This window comes from Streptomyces sp. NPDC003697 (assembly GCF_053587115.1).
In genome coordinates this window covers 1-16,975 of sequence record NZ_JBSFNN010000076.1, presented here as the reverse complement: position 1 = coordinate 16,975, position 16,975 = coordinate 1, and the positions used below count along the sequence as shown (strand labels likewise).

General features: G+C 72.8%; 12 protein-coding genes. 3 read left to right on the top strand and 9 right to left on the bottom strand.

Annotation, left to right across the window (positions count from 1 at the left end):
- Positions 1 to 24 precede the first annotated feature (24 nt).
- On the top strand, positions 25 to 1,053 hold the full coding sequence (locus ACWDNY_RS24780; protein ID WP_451647988.1) for a glycosyltransferase family 2 protein: 1,029 nt from the start codon (positions 25 to 27) through the stop codon (positions 1,051 to 1,053).
- 91 nt (positions 1,054 to 1,144) lie between these two features.
- On the opposite strand, the gene ACWDNY_RS24775 is transcribed toward ACWDNY_RS24780, so the two are convergent.
- The 4 genes from ACWDNY_RS24775 to ACWDNY_RS24760 all read right to left on the bottom strand — a co-directional run bounded on the left by ACWDNY_RS24775 (position 1,145) and on the right by ACWDNY_RS24760 (position 8,308).
- Positions 1,145 to 2,809: an LCP family protein gene (locus tag ACWDNY_RS24775; protein WP_451647987.1), complete on the bottom strand. Its 1,665-nt coding sequence runs from the start codon at positions 2,807 to 2,809 to the stop codon at positions 1,145 to 1,147.
- Between the two features lie 89 nt (positions 2,810 to 2,898).
- Positions 2,899 to 4,665 carry an LCP family protein gene (locus tag ACWDNY_RS24770; RefSeq protein WP_451647986.1) on the bottom strand — a complete coding sequence of 589 codons (1,767 nt, stop codon included), beginning with the start codon at positions 4,663 to 4,665 and terminating at the stop codon, positions 2,899 to 2,901.
- 500 nt (positions 4,666 to 5,165) lie between these two features.
- Positions 5,166 to 5,921: a TIGR03089 family protein gene (locus ACWDNY_RS24765; protein WP_451647985.1), complete on the bottom strand. Its 756-nt coding sequence runs from the start codon at positions 5,919 to 5,921 to the stop codon at positions 5,166 to 5,168.
- Between the two features lie 1,181 nt (positions 5,922 to 7,102).
- The gene (locus ACWDNY_RS24760) at positions 7,103 to 8,308 is read right to left on the bottom strand and encodes a trans-sulfuration enzyme family protein (protein ID WP_451647984.1); all 1,206 of its coding nucleotides are present in this window, start codon (positions 8,306 to 8,308) and stop codon (positions 7,103 to 7,105) included.
- A gap of 60 nt (positions 8,309 to 8,368) precedes the next feature.
- On the opposite strand from ACWDNY_RS24760, the gene ACWDNY_RS24755 reads away from it, so the two are divergent.
- Complete coding sequence (locus ACWDNY_RS24755) at positions 8,369 to 8,875, top strand: Lrp/AsnC family transcriptional regulator (RefSeq protein ID WP_451647983.1); 507 nt, start codon at positions 8,369 to 8,371, stop codon at positions 8,873 to 8,875.
- Between the two features lie 33 nt (positions 8,876 to 8,908).
- The gene (locus tag ACWDNY_RS24750) at positions 8,909 to 10,600 is read left to right on the top strand and encodes a DUF885 domain-containing protein (RefSeq protein ID WP_451647982.1); all 1,692 of its coding nucleotides are present in this window, start codon (positions 8,909 to 8,911) and stop codon (positions 10,598 to 10,600) included.
- A 200-nt stretch (positions 10,601 to 10,800) separates the two neighbouring features.
- Here ACWDNY_RS24750 and ACWDNY_RS24745 read toward each other — a convergent pair whose 3' ends face one another.
- The 5 genes from ACWDNY_RS24745 to ACWDNY_RS24725 all read right to left on the bottom strand — a co-directional run bounded on the left by ACWDNY_RS24745 (position 10,801) and on the right by ACWDNY_RS24725 (position 16,792).
- Positions 10,801 to 13,794, bottom strand: a complete 2,994-nt coding sequence (locus ACWDNY_RS24745; protein ID WP_451647981.1) for an AAA family ATPase — start codon at positions 13,792 to 13,794, stop codon at positions 10,801 to 10,803.
- Positions 13,791 to 14,954, bottom strand: coding sequence for an exonuclease SbcCD subunit D (locus tag ACWDNY_RS24740; RefSeq protein WP_451647980.1), 1,164 nt, complete (start codon positions 14,952 to 14,954; stop codon positions 13,791 to 13,793). Before ACWDNY_RS24740 ends, ACWDNY_RS24745 begins: the two co-directional genes overlap by 4 nt.
- A 28-nt stretch (positions 14,955 to 14,982) precedes the next feature.
- Entirely contained in the window at positions 14,983 to 15,819 is an 837-nt protein-coding gene (locus ACWDNY_RS24735; protein ID WP_451647979.1) for a tyrosine-type recombinase/integrase, read from the bottom strand.
- Positions 15,820 to 16,009: 190 nt separating this feature from the next.
- Entirely contained in the window at positions 16,010 to 16,324 is a 315-nt protein-coding gene (locus ACWDNY_RS24730) for a DUF4253 domain-containing protein (RefSeq protein WP_451647978.1), read from the bottom strand.
- 24 nt (positions 16,325 to 16,348) lie between these two features.
- Complete coding sequence (locus ACWDNY_RS24725) at positions 16,349 to 16,792, bottom strand: hypothetical protein (RefSeq protein WP_451647977.1); 444 nt, start codon at positions 16,790 to 16,792, stop codon at positions 16,349 to 16,351.
- Positions 16,793 to 16,975 lie beyond the last annotated feature (183 nt).

Below are 16,975 nucleotides of genomic sequence, written 5' to 3'. Positions count from 1 at the left end.
CCGTTCGCGGTAACGTGAGCACCGATGAACGCCAAGCCCGACGTGCGGCTCCCCGCCGTTTCTGTGATCATGCCCGTCCTCAACGAGGAGCGGCATCTGCGCGGAGCCGTCCAAGCGATCCTCGCGCAGGAGTACGCCGGCGAGATGGAGGTCGTGATCGCCCTCGGTCCGTCCACGGACCGCACGGACGAGATCGCCGCCGAACTCGCCGGTGACGACCCGCGCGTGCACACGGTCCCGAACCCGACCGGACGCACCCCGGCCGCGCTGAACGCGGCGATCAAGGCCTCCCGTCACCCGGTCGTGGTCCGGGTCGACGGCCACGGGATGCTGTCGCCGGACTACATCGCCACGGCGGTACGGCTCCTGGAGGAGACCGGCGCGCAGAACGTCGGCGGCATCATGCACGCCGAGGGCGAGAACGACTGGGAGCACGCGGTCGCCGCCGCGATGACGTCCAGGATCGGCGTCGGCAACGCGGCGTTCCACACCGGCGGCGAGGCGGGCCCGGCCGAGACGGTCTACCTGGGCGTCTTCCGCCGCGAGGCGCTGGAGCGCCAGGGCGGCTACAACGAGGAGTTCATCCGCGCCCAGGACTGGGAGCTCAACTTCCGCATCCGGGAGGCGGGCGGGCTCATCTGGTTCTCGCCGGAGCTGAAGGTGTCCTACCGGCCCCGTCCGAGCGTCAGGGCCCTGGCCCGGCAGTACAAGGACTACGGCCGCTGGCGGCACGTCGTCGCCCGCTACCACGAGGGCTCCATCAACCTGCGCTACCTCGCCCCGCCGACCGCGCTGTGCGCCGTCGCGGCCGGGATCGTGGTGGGCGCGGCCCTGACCCCCTGGGGCTTCGTGGTCCCCGGCGGCTACCTGGCGGCGATCGTCGCCGGGTCGGTGCCGGCGGGGCGGGGCCTGCCGGTCGCGGCGCGGCTGCGGATACCGGTCGCCCTCGCCACCATGCACATGTCGTGGGGCTGGGGGTTCCTGACCAGCCCCCGCTCCCTGGCGAAGAAGGTCATCGCCTCCCGGCGCCCGGCGGTCGTCGCCGCCGGGTGACCGCCCGACCGCGGCGAACGTGCCGAGGGCCCCACTCCGCCGGCCGGAGAGGGGCCCTTCGCGTGGGTCGCCGTGTGCGGGCCGCCGCCGGCTACCAGCGGTAGGGCGCGTACACGGGCATGCACTGGCTGCTGTCGGACCCGTTGATGGCGTCGGCGGTCACCGGGACGTCCCCGGCCTTGGGCGCCGTCTGCTTCGGATAGGTGCTGCCGGTACGCCAGTCGGCGCCCACGAGGACGGTGACGCCGGATACGTCGGTGGACTTCTTCACCGAACTCGCCGGAATGCCCAGGGCCTTGGCGACCCGCTGGGCGTCGCCCTCGAGTTCGGCGCTCGGGTAGCGCACGACCGTCCTGCCCTCGGACAGCGCGGCCGCGGTGTCCGCCGTCGCCTTGGTGAAGCCTTTCTGCACAAGCAGCTGCGTGATCGTGCTCGCCCGGCCGGAGACCGGGGCGAGCATCGAGGTCCGGGTGGCGTTCTGCACGAGCACGCCGATCTGGCCGTCCGCGTCGGTGGGCGCCTTCGTCGCCGCCGGAGCCGCGCTCGCCTGCGCCTTCCCGGACGCCGCACCGCCGCCCTTGTCGAAGGGGACGTCGTCGCGGATCATCGACCAGACCTTCTCGGCGTCCGATCCGGGCACCAGGTGGTTGCGGTCCTGCGGGTCCTCCACGGTCGGCATCGTCGTCATGGTGATGCGGTCGGTGGGGATGGTCTTCAGCTGCATGCCCAGGTCGTACAGCTTCTTGACCGTGCCGATCTCCTCGGACACCTTCAGCGACTTGGTGGCCGCCTCCGCCAGGTCCGTCAGCCGGCCGGTGTCGAAGACGTTCTGGCTCTTCAGCGTGCGGATCATCGAGTTCATGTACATGTGCTGGGCCTTGGCCCGCCCCAGGTCGCTGGAGAAGGCGTGCCGGGTGCGCAGCCACTGCAGCGCCTGTTCGCCCTGCACCTTGTGCGTGCCGGCCGTCAGCTTCAGCCCGGAGCCGCCGGGGACGCCGGGCAGCGGACGGTCCCAGACGTTGTTCTCCACGCACACCTCGACGCCGCCGATGGCGTCCGCCATCTTCACCACGCCCGCGAAGTCGATCGTCATCCAGTGGTCGATGTAGACACCGGTGAGGTTCTCCCAGGTGGCGAGCGTGCAGCCGGCGCCGCCACGGCTCAGCGACTCGTTGATGATCCTGGTGACGGGCGGGTAGACGTCGCCCGTGTCCGGGTCGGTGCACCGGGGGATGTCGACGCGGGTGTCGCGCGGGATGCTCACCACGGCGGCGCTCTTGCGGTCCGCGGACAGGTGGATCAGCATCTGCACGTCGCCCAGCGGTGGGCTGCCGCGGTTCTCCCTGCTGCCGCCCAGCTTGACGTTCTCGGCAGAATTGCGGCTGTCGGAGCCGATCAGCAGGATGTTCGTCGGCGTCTGGCCGGCCGCGTTCGGCTCGCTCCTGTGCGCCTTGGAGTCGCCGCTGCTGCGCTGCCCCTTGCGGATGTTGCTGTTGAGGTGCTGGTAGTACAGGTATCCGGCGGCCGCCGTCCCCAGTATCAGCAGCGAGAGGACCGACGCGAACCAGCGCAGTATCCGATGTCTGCCCCGGGTCCGGCCGCGGCGCCGCCGGCCGTTCCGCCGCCCGTCGCCGTCTCTGCCGGAGCCGTCGTCCTCCGCCGGTGTCCCGTCCGGACCGCCGTCCGCACCCCCCAGGTCACCGCCGTGCCGGACGTCCGACCGCGTTCCCTCCCCGCGCACACTGCTCCGCGTCATGTCCCCTGCCTCCCCACCCTCTGCGCCGTCGACGAGCTGTCCTGCGTCCCGTTAGACGCGTGAGAGGCCCGGAAGGTGGCGTACCGCGCTCAACTGGCGCACTGAACCTTGTCCGCCGTGGACTTCTCCACGTCCGGCGCCTTCGCCGGAGCCGTCAGGGACACGCCCGCACCCTTGAAGTCCTGACCCAGCGTCAGTGTCATCGTCGGCAGGCCCTGGGCGTTGGTGACGCTCTCGCCCGGCTTCAGCGCGGACCCGGGCAGACCCATCAGCGCGGCGAGCCTGCGCGCCTGGGGTGCCTGGTCCGGAGCGTACTCGAGCGTGGTGCGGCCGAGCGTCCGCGGTGCGTTGCCCGCGTTCTCCGACTTGGTCACGCCCTTGCTGTTCTGCAGCCAGGAGAGGGTCTCCTGGGCGCTGCCGCCGGGGGCGCCGCCGTTGAGGATGCGCACCCGCACCTCGGAGGCCTCGGACTGGGTGCCCTTGAGCCGGGCGGCCGCGGCGTCCTTGGCCGCCTTCTCCTTCTTCTTCACGTCGGTGAAGGAGACGTCGTGCTGGATGGCGTCGAAGACCTGCGGAGCCGTGGACTGGTTGAGCACGACGGTGGCCCTGACCTTCTCGGCGGGGTTGTCCACCACCGGGACCGTCAGGAAGGTGATGTTCTTCGTCGGCACCTTCTTCAGCTCCAGTGCCACGTCCTTGAGCGTGCTCACCTTGCCGATGCCCTTGTCGACGGTGAGCGCCTTCGTGGCCGCCTCGGCCAGCTTGTACAGCTTGGTCGGGTCGGTGAGCGTGTCGCCGGAGGACATCTTGCGCATCAGCGAGCTGAGGAACTGCTGCTGCACCTTGATGCGGTCCAGGTCGCCCTGGTTGCCGAAGCTGTGCCGGGTGCGGACGAAGGCCAGGGCCTGCTCGCCCTGCACGGTGGACGCGCCCGCCGGCAGGTCCAGGTGCGACTCCTTGTCCTTGACGGCGTGCTGGAGGCACACGTCCACCCCGCCCACCGCCGTCGTCAGGGTCTTCACCGCGTTGAAGTCGGCCATCATGAAGTGGTCGACGGAGATGCCCATGACCTCCTTGACGGTCCGCATGGTGCAGCCGGGGTCGCGGCCGTCCTGGCCGAGGCTCGTGTTGAAGCGGACGTTGTCGGTGCCGGGGACGATCTTGGTGCTGCCGTCGGGCTGCTTCGTCGGGCAGTCCGGGACGTTCACGAGGAGGTCGCGCGGGATGCTCAGCGCGGTCGCGTTGGTCCGGTCCTTGGAGACGTGCAGCAGGATGTTGGTGTCGGCGTGCCCGACGCTGCCCTTGTCGCCGTAGCCCTGGTTGCCCGCACCGGTGCGCTTGTCGGTGCCGATGATGAGGATGTTGAAGGCGTCGTCCTTGCTGAAGCCGTTCTTGCCCGCGCTGCCGACGTCCGTCGTCGTGACGTTGCCCTCGAGGTGCTTGAGGTAGAGGTAGCCGGCGCCGCCGACGGCGACCAGGACGAGTGCCATCCCGCCGCCGGTCCACATCACGGCCTTCTTGGCCTTCGACTTCTGCTTCGCCGGCCGGCGGCCCCGCCGGCCGGCCTGCACGGCCTCCTCGGGCCCTCCGTGGCGCCGCGGGCCGGGCACGGTGCGGCCGGGGGCCGTGCCCCTGGACGCCTCCGGGCGCTCCGGCCGGCCGCGGCCCGATGCGGACGCGCGGCTCTCGGCCGCCGCGCCGCGCCCGCCGCGCGAGGCGGCTCTGCGTGGCCCCGGCACCGCCGACTGCGCAGCGGAAGGGGTCAGTCGCAGTTCGTATTCACCGGTGTCCGGGTTGAGTACCCACTGGTCTGCGGGATCGATGTTGTCCGCCCGCCCACGGCCTTGCGCGTCCACGGTTGTCCGAATCCTCCGTCGGGGCCACGCGGCGCCTTGCCCCCTCAAGGCACTCAGGTCTGCTCACACAGTGCACGACCCCAGGAATGACCTCGCGGCCGGGTGCACCGGATCGCTCACACTATCCGCCCAGTTCAGCGCCGGGCGACGCCCGTGACAAATTCCACGCCCCTACAACTGGGCAATCCGCCCATTTCCCTGGACAAAAGTTCGCCCTTGGCCGTGGTTTTACTCGCAGCGGACCTGGTTCGGGCGGTGCCACCGGGGAGGGCGAATGTGGAAGGAAGGCGTCCGGTCGGCCCGCCGGCCCGTTCACGGCCGCGCCCCGGGCCCCGGCTCGGCACCGACTGTGACCGCGCGACTCCCGAGCGCGCCGGAAAAAGGCCCCTTCCGCTTCTCCCGCGGTAATGGAGGACGGCCGACGGCGGAATGCGAATTCCGGTGTCGAATGCCGTGCGAGTTCCCCGGTGGCCTTCACGGCCTTCCGTGCCGCCCCGGGGTCAGCGGGCCGTGGCCGTGACGCGCTCGCTCTCGACCCGCTGGGCCAGCTTCTCCGCGTCCAGCCGGTCCAGGTTGCGGCACAGCACCACCGATCCGCCGGCGGCCAGCGGCGCGTACAGTCCGGCGCTCAGCCCCTCCCACGTGTCGTAGGGCAGGCCGGACAGCAATCGGGAGCCGGGCCCCGTCAGGTCGAGCGCCGGCGCGTCCGTACGGGCCCGCTCCACGACCTCCGCCGCCGTGTGCTCGGCACCGGCCACGATCAGCGCCGGGGCCTCCGGGTCCACCGGCGCGAACGGTGCGAACCGGTCGCCCTGCCCCGGCACCTCGACGGCGTAGTCGAGGAAGCCCTCCGGCGGCTGCGGGAACCGGCCGCCCAGCGGCCGCAGCGCCAGTGCGACGCGCTCCCCGGAGCAGGCGCGCGCCGCCTGAAGCGTGTCCGGCCCGCTCACCACGACGTCGGCCGCCGCCGCGTTCCCGGCCACGTCCGCGACCGCCCCCACCGACGCGCAGGCCAGTAGCCATACCGCCGTCTGCCAGTGCGCCGGCAGCAGCAGTGCCACCCGGTCGCCCGGACCCGCGGCGAGGTCGCCCTGGAGGAGGTTGGCGGTCTTGGCCACCCAATTGGCGAAGGTGGCCACGGACAGTTCGACGCGCTCGCCGGTGGCGTCGTCGTAGTAGGTGACCAGGGGGCATCCGGGGTCCGCGGCGAGCGCGGAACGCAGCAGGTCGGCGGGGGTGCGTTCGGTGGCGTTCACCCGGGCAAGGGTACGCGGCGCACCGGCCTGCCGCCGGGCGGCGGGGCCACCGGTTCGGCGGAACGCCGGCCGACGGACCGTCAGTTCCCGTATGGACAGGAATATGTGATTATGTCCAAGATCAGGGGCATGCGTGGACACGGATTCCTTGCTTTCTTCCTCGGCGCCGGCTGTGCGGCCGTCATCGCCCTTCCGCTCGCCCTCCCCGCGGCCGCGAGCCCTTTCCCGGCCGCGGGGACGCCCGGCGCGGGCGGCGGACCGGCCCGATGGCGGACCACCGGACTGGCCGTGCCCGGCAGCACCCAGTCCCTGCCCCTGGCACCCCTCACTCCCGACCGCGCCACCGGCGCCACCCGCGAGCAGGGCCTGTACCGCGCGCACGTGGGGCACTTCTCCCTCGTCGGCGTGGTCTGGGACGACCCGGCCACCGCACTGCACGGCACCGTCCGCGTCCGCACCCGTTCGGCCGCCACCGGCGCCTGGTCGGGACGGCAGGACGTCGAGGTCCACAACACCGCCCACGGCGCCGACCCGGACAGCGAGGAGCGCACTTCCGGGCGGGTGCGCGGCGCCACCGCGCCGCTGTGGGTGGGCGAATCCGACGGCATCGAGGTGCGGGTCCGCGCGGACCCCGGCCCCCGGGGCCGGGGCAGCGGCCCCCACGCCGGACCGCCGCTGCCCTCGGGGCTCCGCGTCGAACTCGTCGACCCCGGCACCGAGTCCGCGGCGCGGGGCGCCCAGGCCCGCCGCCCGCACACCGGGGACCGGGTGGCCGGGACGTCCGGGGCGTCCGCCGCCTTGGCGGCGCGGGCCGCGTCCGCCGCCAACGCCGGCCTCGCCCCGCCCGGGGCCGCCGGGATCCCGGCGCTCGGCAGGGAGGCGACGCGGGAGGAGACGCTCGCCCCGCGCGGCGGGGAACCGACGACGTCGCAGCGCGTCAAGCCGTACATCGGACCGCGCCCGGGCATCGCCGGCCGGGACGTCCACCGTGCGCCGTCGGGCGTCCGTCCCCAGCGGGGCCGCGCGCCACGCGTCGCCGGGTCCGCCGTCACGCGCCCGAAGGGCCCGCCGTCGTCGACCGCCGGGCCCCACCGACCGCCGCCCGGGCGTCCGTCATGCGTCGGTGCGGCTCGGCGTGTCCGGCCTGGCGGACACGGGCGCGGTGTGGAGGGCGGGGTGGGTCAGCTCACCGCCTCACGCAGGGTCCCGGGTTCCTGGGACTCGGACGCCCGTCCGAGGGCGGCGTCCAGGTCCGCCCACAGGTCGTCCACGTCCTCCAGTCCCACGGACATACGCAGCAGCTTGTCGCCGACTCCGGCGCCCCGCCGGTCCTCGGCGTCCACGATGCGGTGACTGATGGAGGCCGGGTGCTGGATGAGGGTGTCCACGCTGCCCAGGCTGACGGCCGGGGTGACCAGACGGACCCCGGCGATGACGGCGTGCGGGTCGCCGTGCACCTCGAAGGCGACCATCGCGCCGCCGAGGCGCGGGTAGTGGACCCGGGAGACGCGCGGGTCGGACGCCAGCCGGCGGGCCAGTTCGGCGGCGGTGGACGACGCGGCCCATACCCGCACCGGCAGCGTGGACAGCCCCCGCAGCAGCAGATAGCCGGCGAGCGGGTGCAGGACTCCGCCCGTGGCGAACCGCACCTGCCGCAGCCGTCGGGCGAACTCCTCGTCGCACGCCACGACGCCCGCCAGCACGTCGCCGTGCCCGCCGAGGTACTTGGTGGCGCTGTGCAGCACCAGCCGCGCGCCGTGCTCGGCGGGGCGCTGCAGCACCGGCGTGGCGAAGGTGTTGTCGACGAGGAGGGGCACGGACCCGCAGGCGTGGGCCACGGCCCGCAGGTCCACCTCGGCCAGCGTCGGGTTGGCGGGCGACTCGACGATCACCATCCCGGTGTCCGGGCGCAGGGCCTCCGTGATGCCGGCCGGATCGGTCCAGGTCACCTCCGTGCCGAGCAGGCCCGCGGTCAGCAGGTGGTCGCTGCACCCGTACAGCGGCCGTACGGCCACCACGTGCCGCAGGCCCGTACCGGCCCGGGCCAGGAGGACCGCGCTGAGCGCGGCCATGCCGCTGGCGAAGGCGACCGCGGCCTCGGTGCCCTCGAGGCGGGCGAGGGCCGTCTCGAAGCGGGCGACGGTCGGGTTGCCCAGGCGGCCGTAGACCGGGGAGCCCTCCAGCTCGGCACCCTCGGCGGCGAAGGCGTCGATCCGCGCCGCCTCACCGCGGCTGTCGTAGGAGGGGTAGGTGGTGGACAGGTCGATCGGCGGGGCGTGCAGTCCCTGCCGGGCGAGGTCGTCACGGCCTGCGTGCACGGCCTCGGTGGCCAGTGCCCTGGGTGCGGTGCGCACGTCGTCGTGCGCGCGGCTGCGGCTTGAGTCCATGGGCGGAAGGGTGAACACCGAACGGGGGCACGGCGCCACATCACGTGTACCGTTCGCCATATGGCCGAATCTGTCGTACTGGATCCGGTGGATCTCCACCTGCTGCGGCTGCTGCAGAACGACGCCCGGACCACCTACCGCGATCTCGCCGCCCGGGTCGGGGTCGCGCCTTCGACGTGCCTGGACCGGGTGACCCGGCTGCGCCGCTCCGGCGTGATCCTCGGCCACCGGCTGCAGCTCGATCCGGCCAGGCTGGGCCGGGGTCTTCAGGCGCTGCTGTCCGTCCAGGTGCGGCCGCACCGGCGGGAGTTGGTGGGCCCGTTCGTGGAGCGGATCCGGGCGCTGCCGGAGTCGCGGACCGTCTTCCACCTGACCGGTCCGGACGACTACCTCGTTCATGTCGCGGTCGCGGACATGGCCGACCTGCAACGGCTGGTCCTGGACGAGTTCACGGCCCGGCGGGAGGTGGCGCGGGTGGAGACCCGGCTGATCTTCCAGCAGTGGGACTGCGGTCCGCTGCTGCCGCCCGGCGCCGGGCCCGGCTCGCCGTCAGCTGAATCGGGGTGACGCGGGCCACGCCTCCGTACGAGGATGGTGCGCATGTCAGAGACCAAGAGCCCGCTGCCCCGTCAGGTCGCCGACGCCTACGTCGACGACCTGATCGCCCTCGACCCGGTCACCGGTACGTATCTCGGTGTGCAGGAGAGTTCGAGCAGACTGCCCGATCTCTCGCCCGCCGGCCAGGAGGCGCTGGCGGACCTGGCGCGCCGGACCCTCGCCCGGCTGGACGAGGCGGAGCGGCAGTCCGGCGCGGACAGTGACGCCGAGCGCCGGTGCGCGCGGCTGCTGCGCGAGCGGCTCACCGCGGAACTCGCCGTGCACGAGGCGGAGGAGGGGCTGCGCGCGGTCGGCAACCTGGGCACCCCGGCGCACCACGTGCGCGAGGTGTTCACGGTGACGCCCACGCAGACCGAGGAGGACTGGGCGGCCGTCGCCGAGCGGCTGCGTGCGGTGCCGTCGGCGCTGGCGGGTTACCGCGAGTCCCTGGCGCTGGGGCTGGAGCGGAAGCTGACGGCGGGTCCGCGGCCGACGGCCACCTTCATCGAGCAGCTCACCGAGTGGTCGGACTCCGACGGCACGGGCCGCGGCTGGTTCGAGGACTTCGCCTCCGCGGGCCCCGACGCCCTGCGCACGGAGCTGGACGACGCGGCGCGCGCCGCGACCGCGGCCGTCGTGGAGCTGCGCGACTGGATGCGCGCCGTGTACGCCCCGGCGGTCGAGGACGCGCCGAACACGGTGGGCCGCGAACGGTACGCCCGCCTCTCGCGCTTCTACAACGGCACCGATCTGGACCTCGACGAGGCCTACGCGTACGGGTGGTCGGAATTCCACCGCCTGCTCGGCGAGATGCGGCAGGAGGCCGAGAAGATCCTGCCCGGTGCCGAGACACCGTGGGTGGCCCTCGCGCACCTCGACGAGCACGGCCGGCACATCGAGGGCGTCGACGAGGTCCGCGTCTGGCTGCAGGAGCTGATGGACCGAGCCATCGACGAGCTGGACGGCACCCACTTCGAGCTGGCCGAGCGGGTCCGCAGGGTCGAGTCCCGCATCGCCCCGCCGGGCAGCGCGGCCGCGCCGTACTACACGCAGCCGTCGGAGGACTTCTCCCGTCCCGGCCGGACGTGGCTGCCGACGATGGGACAGACCCGCTTCCCGGTCTACGACCTGGTCTCGACCTGGTACCACGAGGGCGTCCCCGGCCACCACCTCCAGCTCGCGCAGTGGACGCACGTGGCGGAGAACCTCTCCCGCTACCAGGCCACCGTCGGCCTGGTCAGCGCCAACGCGGAGGGCTGGGCGCTGTACGCGGAGCGGCTGATGGACGAGCTGGGCTTCCTGACGGACGCGGAGCAGCGGCTCGGCTACCTCGACGCGCAGATGATGCGGGCGGCCCGCGTCATCGTCGACATCGGCATGCACCTGGAGCTGGAGATCCCGGCGGACTCGCCGTTCCACCCGGGTGAGCGCTGGACGCCGGAGCTGGCGGAGGAGTTCTTCGCCGCGCACAGCAGCCGTCCGGCGGACTTCGTGAAGAGCGAGCTGACCCGTTACCTGACCATCCCGGGTCAGGCGATCGGCTACAAGCTCGGTGAGCGGGCCTGGCTGCTGGGCCGGGAGAACGCAAGGAGGCGCCACGGCGACGCCTTCGACCTGAAGGCCTGGCACATGGCGGCTCTGTCCCAGGGCTCCCTGGGCCTGGACGATCTGGTCGACGAGCTGTCGCGGCTGTAGGCCCGTGCGGGGGCGGCCGGTTCCGGCCGCCCCCGCACCGGCTCCGGGACGGCTCAGCGGCCCCCGGCCGTCCGCTCCGGGGCCGGCACGGTCGCGGTCGGCGGGCCGGGCGGGCACGCCCGGTGCCGCGGCGCGTCCTCGGGTCGTGCCGCGGCTGGCCCCCGTGTGCCCGGACGTGCCGGGCTGCCGCCGCTTCGGGGTCAGGCCTCGCCGCGCTGCCGGACCGTCGACCCGGACCTTCCCTTGACGACCTCCAGCTGCGCGTGGACGCGCCGCCTGAGGTCGGCGACGTGGCTGACGATGCCGACGCTGCGGTCGCGTTCGCGCAGCGAGTCCAGCACGTCGAGGACCTCGTCGAGCGTCTGGTCGTCGAGGCTGCCGAAACCCTCGTCGATGAAGAGCGTGTCCAGGCGGACCCCGCCCGCCTCGTCGGTGACGACGTCCGCGAGTCCGAGCGCGAGCGCGAGCGAGGCGAAGAACGTCTCGCCGCCCGACAGCGTCGATGTGTCCCGCTCCCGGCCCGTCCAGGCGTCGACGACGTGCAGCCCGAGCCCGCTGCGGCCGCGTCCGGAGCGGTCGTCGGAGTGGACGAGGGTGTAGCGGCCGGAGGACATGCGCTGCAGCCGTACGGTCGCCGCGGCGGCGACCTGCTCCAGGCGGGCGGCGAGCACGTACGACTCCAGGCGCATCCTGCGCTCGTTGTCCGCCGAGGTGCCCGCGGTGAGGGCGGCGAGGCGGGCCACACGGTCGTACTCCCGGCGCAGGGGCGCCAGGCGGCGCACTCCCGCCTCGGCGCGTGCGGACAGCCGGTCCAGTTCGGCGACGCGGCGGGCGGCGGCGTCGCACGCCGAGGCGGCCTCCCGCAGGGTGCGCACCGCGGCGGCCGCGGTCCGCTCCGCCGCGGCGAGGTCGGCGGGCGGCCGCTGGGCGGCAGCGGCCGTGGCGGCCTCGGTGAGGACCGCGTGCACGGCGGCCTCCTCCGACTGCCAGGTGTCCAGGCGTCGTTGGAGTTCACGGTGGGCGGCGTCGTCGAGGAGGGCGGCCGCCGCGTCCCGCGGGGTGGGGAAGCCGGCGCGGTACGCCGCCTCGGCGAGCCGCCCGTCGGCTTCCTTGAGCCGTACGGCGCTGTCCTCGGCGGCACGTGCGGCGTCAGCGGCCTCGGAGAGCCGCGCCGCCAGGCGCTCCAGGTCCGCCGTCCGTGCGGCCACACTGCCGGCACCGCCCCTGGCCTGCGCCAGCTCCTCCTCCAAGGCCGCCTTCTCCCGGTCCAGGGTGTCCCGGCGGGCCAGCCGGGAGGCGGCCCGGACCTCGGCCTGCTGCCGGTCGGCGAGGCGCCGCTCGCGCTCCTGCTCGGCCCGGCGCAGCTCCTCGTGGGCCGTGTGCAGTGCGGAGGCGTCCCGGCGGGTCTCGGCGAACCGCCTCTCCAGCTCCTCCAGTTCCCCGGCGAGCTGGTCGCCGGGAGTGTCGCCGGCCTCGGCGGTGGCGGCGGCCAGCGCCTCGCGGGCGGCGCCCAGACCTCGCTCGTGCTCGGCGTGCTGCTCCTCGGCCCGCTGGTAGGCGGCCAGGGCGCGTTCCTCCGCCTCGCGGTCGACGTGTCCGGCGACCTTCCGCGCGGGGGCGGGGTGTTCGGTGGCGCCGCAGACGGCGCACGGCTCACCGTCGGCGAGTTGGGCCGCGAGTTCGGCGGCGATGCCGTTCAGGCGCTGTTCCTTCAGTTCCAGCCAGTGCTCCTTGGCGCGCAGGGCCTCCTGGCCGGAGGTGAGCGCCCGCTGCCGGAAGTCCTCGGCGTCCCGGGCCAGCCGGTCCCGCAGCCGGGCGGCCTCGAGCCGCTTGCGCGCGGGGTCGAGCCGGACGGCCAGCTGCTCGGCCCGGCCGGCGGCCTCCTGGGCGGACTGGACACGGTCCCGCAGCGCCGCCCGTGTCGTCTCCCACGCGGCGAGCCATGCCTCCGCCTCGTGCAGGACGTCCTCGTCGGCGCGCTCCTGCCGGTCCAGGCCGGCTCGCTCGGCGACGAGGCCGGCCAGGCGCTCCTCGGCGCGGCGGGCGGCCTCCAGACCTCCCAGTTCCTCGGCGGTCCGGCGGGCGGCTGCGGCCAGTCCGGCCGCGCCGTCGCCGGCGTGGGCCTCGGGGAGTGCGGCCCGCGCCCGCCCCTCGGCGGCGGCCGCCCGCCGGTGCTCGGCCTCGGCGGCGTCGCGCAGCTCCAGCGCCGGCGCCACCGCCTCGGCCTTGCGGCCCCGGTCCATCCGCTCCCGCGTCTGGCGACGGGCGTCGGCGCCCTCCTCCAGGCGCGCGGCGCGCTCGCGCGCCTCGGCGTACCGGCGCTGAAGCCGCGCCACTTCCCGTGCGTCGTCCAGGGCGCGTTCGGCGCCGGCCTGTGCCTCCTCGGCGGCCGTGAGGCGGGTCCGGGCGATCACCAGCTGCTCGCGGGCGGTGCTGCGGGCGACGGCGGCGGCGGTCAGCACCGCCTCCGCGAGGCCGGGCTCGCCCGGCGCGAGCTCCGGCAGTTCCATGGCGTCGCCCGCGGCCTGCTGCATGCGGTGGGCGTCGGCGAGCAGCGCGGCGTCACCCTCGCGCACCCGGGCCTCGGTGGTGCGCCGGCGGTCGGCGAGGCGCTTCTCGGCCTCGGCGAAGCGACGGGTGTCGAAGAGCCGGCCGAGCAGTCTGCCCCGGGCCTCGGCGTCGGCGCGCAGGAAGCGCGCGAAGTCGCCCTGGGGCAACAGGACGACCTGGCAGAACTGCTCGCGGCTCATGCCGAGCAGTTGCGTGATCTCCTCGCCGATCTCCTGGTGGGAGCGGCTGAGGTCCTTCCAGGCGCCGATTGCCGGGTCGTACTCGCGCAGCCAGGTCTGCGCCTTGTCGACGGTGGTGCCCGTGCCGCGTTTCTTCGGGCGCTCCCAGGGCGGCTGACGGGTTATCTCCAGCCGCCGTCCGGCGACGGTCAGTTCGAGGCCGACCTCGGTGCGGGTGGCCGGTGCGGCGTGGTCGCTGCGCAGCGTCAGGCCCTGCGCGCTCTGGCGGGCTCCGGGCACCGCGCCGTACAGGGCGTAGCACACGGCGTCGAGGACGGACGTCTTGCCGGCACCGGTGGGCCCGTGCAGCAGGAACAGCCCGGCGGCGGACAGCGCGTCGAAGTCGACGCGCTGGGAGCCCCCGAACGGCCCAAAGGCGGTGATGTCGAGCCGGTGCAGCCTCACCGCGCCACCTCGCGCACCGCGTCGTCCACGCGGACGGTGTCGAACGCCTCCCGCAGCACCGTGCGTTCGTGCTCGTCGGGTCCGGCGCCGCGCACGTGGGCCACGAAGTCCTCCGCGATCTGCTGGTCGCTGCGGCCCGCGAGGCGGCGGGCGTAGGACACGCCGGGGTCGTCGGGGGCCCGGTCGGGGTCGAAGACGAGGCTGAGGGCGTGCGGGAAGCGCTCGGCGAGGCGGGCCATGGGGTCGGCCGGGCGGACCGGGTCGGTGAGCGTCGCCTCGACCCACGCGTCCTCGTGGCCGGCGAGGTCCGGGTCGGCGAGCAGGTCCTCCAGCGTGCCGCGTATCCGGGCCAGCGGCCGTGGGACCGGGCAGTCGACCCGCTCGGTGGTCAGGGAGCCGTCGGCGCCCAGGTCGACCAGCCACATGCTCTTGCGGTGGTCCGCCTCGGAGAAGGAGTAGGGCAGCGGGGAGCCGGAGTACCGCACGCGCCCGGTGATGGTCTGGCAGCCGTGGAGATGGCCGAGGGCGACGTAGTCGACGCCGTCGAAGACCCCGGCGGGCACGGAGGCCACGCCGCCGACGGTGATGTCGCGTTCGCTGTCGCTGGCCTCGCCGCCGGTGACGAAGGCGTGGGCGAGGACTACGGACCGGGTGCCGGGCGCACGGGCGGCGAGGTCGACGCGGACCCGGTCCATGGCGGCCGCCAGCACCGCCTCGTGGCCGGCCCGCTCGACTTGGAAGTGATCCCTGACCAGGGCCGGTTCGAGGTAGGGCAGGCCGTAGAAGGCGACGTCGCCGAAGGCGTCCGCCAGCACCACCGGCGTGCCGCACGCCGCCGGCTCGGTGCGCAGATGGATGCCCGCGCGGCCGATCAGCCCGGCGCCCACTCCGAGGCGACGGGCCGAGTCGTGGTTGCCGGAGATCATCACCGTGGGCACCCCGAGGTCGGCGAGCCGGTGCAGGGCGTCGTCGAACAGCTCGACCGCGGCCAGCGGCGGAACCGCGCGGTCGTACACGTCCCCCGACACGACCACCGCGTCCACGGCGCACTCGCGCACCGTGGCGACGAGGTGGCCTATGAACGCGGACTGGGCGCCGAGCATGCTCACCCGGTGGAACGCCCGGCCGAGATGCCAGTCGGAAGTGTGCAGAATTCTCAAAACGCCGCTCCGACCTGCATTTTTCCCCTTACTCAGCCCCTGTAGTCAGCACCGAACCAGCACGGTCCTCGTGGTCGGCACCGACCACGCTAGCGCCCGTCAGCACCTGATCCATCACGGACCTCAGTCTGCCACCAGCGTCCGGGGTCAGATGGCCGTAGATGTCGGCCATGATCCGGATGGTGGAGTGGCCAAGCCACCTCGACACTTCGAGGAGTGACACGCCGCCGGCGATGGCACTGCTTGCAAAGAAGTGACGCAGCGTGCACGCGGTCCACGGCTCGTCACCGTATCCCGCTCTCCTCACTGCGGCCTTGAATTCGGTTCGATAGTCCGAGTCGAGCACTTCCCCACCATGATGGGCATGCAGGAGGTAACCCTCGCGACCAACGCCATGACGTTCTACATGAAACCTGACCGCTGCCATGACAGAAGTCGGTACCGGAACATCGCGCCACAGGCCCTCCTCGCGAGCCTTTAGGGGCGCCAATTCCGCCTTATATCCGCCAGCACGTTTCACCCGCACGAATTGACATGGAAGCCGTACGTGACCGGACTCAAAGTCCGTATCACGAACAGCAAGCACTTCTCCAATTCGCAAGCCGCATCCCACCATGAGCCAGACAGAGATGGCCCAGCTGGGGCGAATCCCATCAGCGATAGCCCTGACAGCCTTCCCGTCAGGAAGTGACTTCTCATCAAGACGCTTTGCCTTTATCTTAGGGACAACAATATGCGCGACCGGAGATTCCGGTATCCGCTTCTCTGCCACCGCAGAGCGAAAGATGGACCGGAGCGAGATCGCGCCCTCATCATTCCCGATGATCCGGATGCAGGCGCGGGCTGGTAAGTTCCGCGCCTGCATCCGGCCCTCGGCTCCCTGGGAGCCGGCACATCCGGTGAACAAGCAGAGAGATTTTGTTATGTGGGTGGACCGTCTTCTGCGTGCCACAGGCCGTGACACGCGGAACGCCGCACAGCAACCATCTACCTGGCCGGACTCCACATCGTGGGTATCTTCCTCTGGTCTGCCCGATGATCCGAAACGAAACCGCCTAATCCCACCAGAACGACCAGTGAGTCCGCCCTGCAAGGCTTGCTGCGTACTCGGGAAACGGTGTGGGCGGGTCATCGACGATGTTGTCCGCAGTGGACAGCACATGCTCCAGGGCGAGCAGCTCCGTCTGGGACGCTTCGACCGGCGGACGTGCGACTGAGACATGCAACTCACGCCCGAGTACTCCTATCACTCGAGCCCCATACCGGTCCTCCCAGCTTCGCAGCAGAGCACAGACCAAAGGCAGTGGTGCGTCCGTGTCCAAGCCGAGCAACGCCACGGCGTCGCTGCTGCGCGAAGCGGGGACAAGCAACAGGCGGCACCCGTCCAGCCCGAATCACCCCGCGTCGATGAGCCAGGCAAGCGTCCTTTCCGAAGCTTCTTGAGGCGTCGGGTCAGTGGACGTCACAGGCATCGGCGGCGCCAGGCCCGGCCACTGGTCGAAGGGCGGCCCCGGGTCGTGCGGCCACGGCTCGACTCCTTCGGGAAGTGGGACCGGCGTCGAGTCTGTCCAGAGCGGCAGCCTGCTCCGCCGATACTCGGCGAAGTCCGCCGCCAGCACGTCCTCCAAAGAGATGGCGTCAACCCGATCCAGGTGCAACGCTTTTCCCAGAGCACCCGGCCACAAGAGCGGAACCAGCCCGGTCGTGTCCTGCTCGCCAAGCAAGCGGGACCACAACCGCTCGATGTCATCAGGGAACTCATCGGAGACCCACACCTGCACCCGGCCACAGGGCAGGAACCGGCCGGAAGGCATTCCCTCAGGCAGCGCAAGAACCATGGTCGCACTGTAGAAGGTGCCTCTGACATTGCAGCCGGCCACGACCGGCGCACTCAACACTCCGCGACCAGTGATCCAAACGACGCTGCCTAGTGCCGCGGCAGGCAACGTTTGCCCGTCAAGGAGTGGCGTCCGGTGCGTGCTCTCGGCGTGCCGGCCGGACGCCCTCGTACTGGATGTACT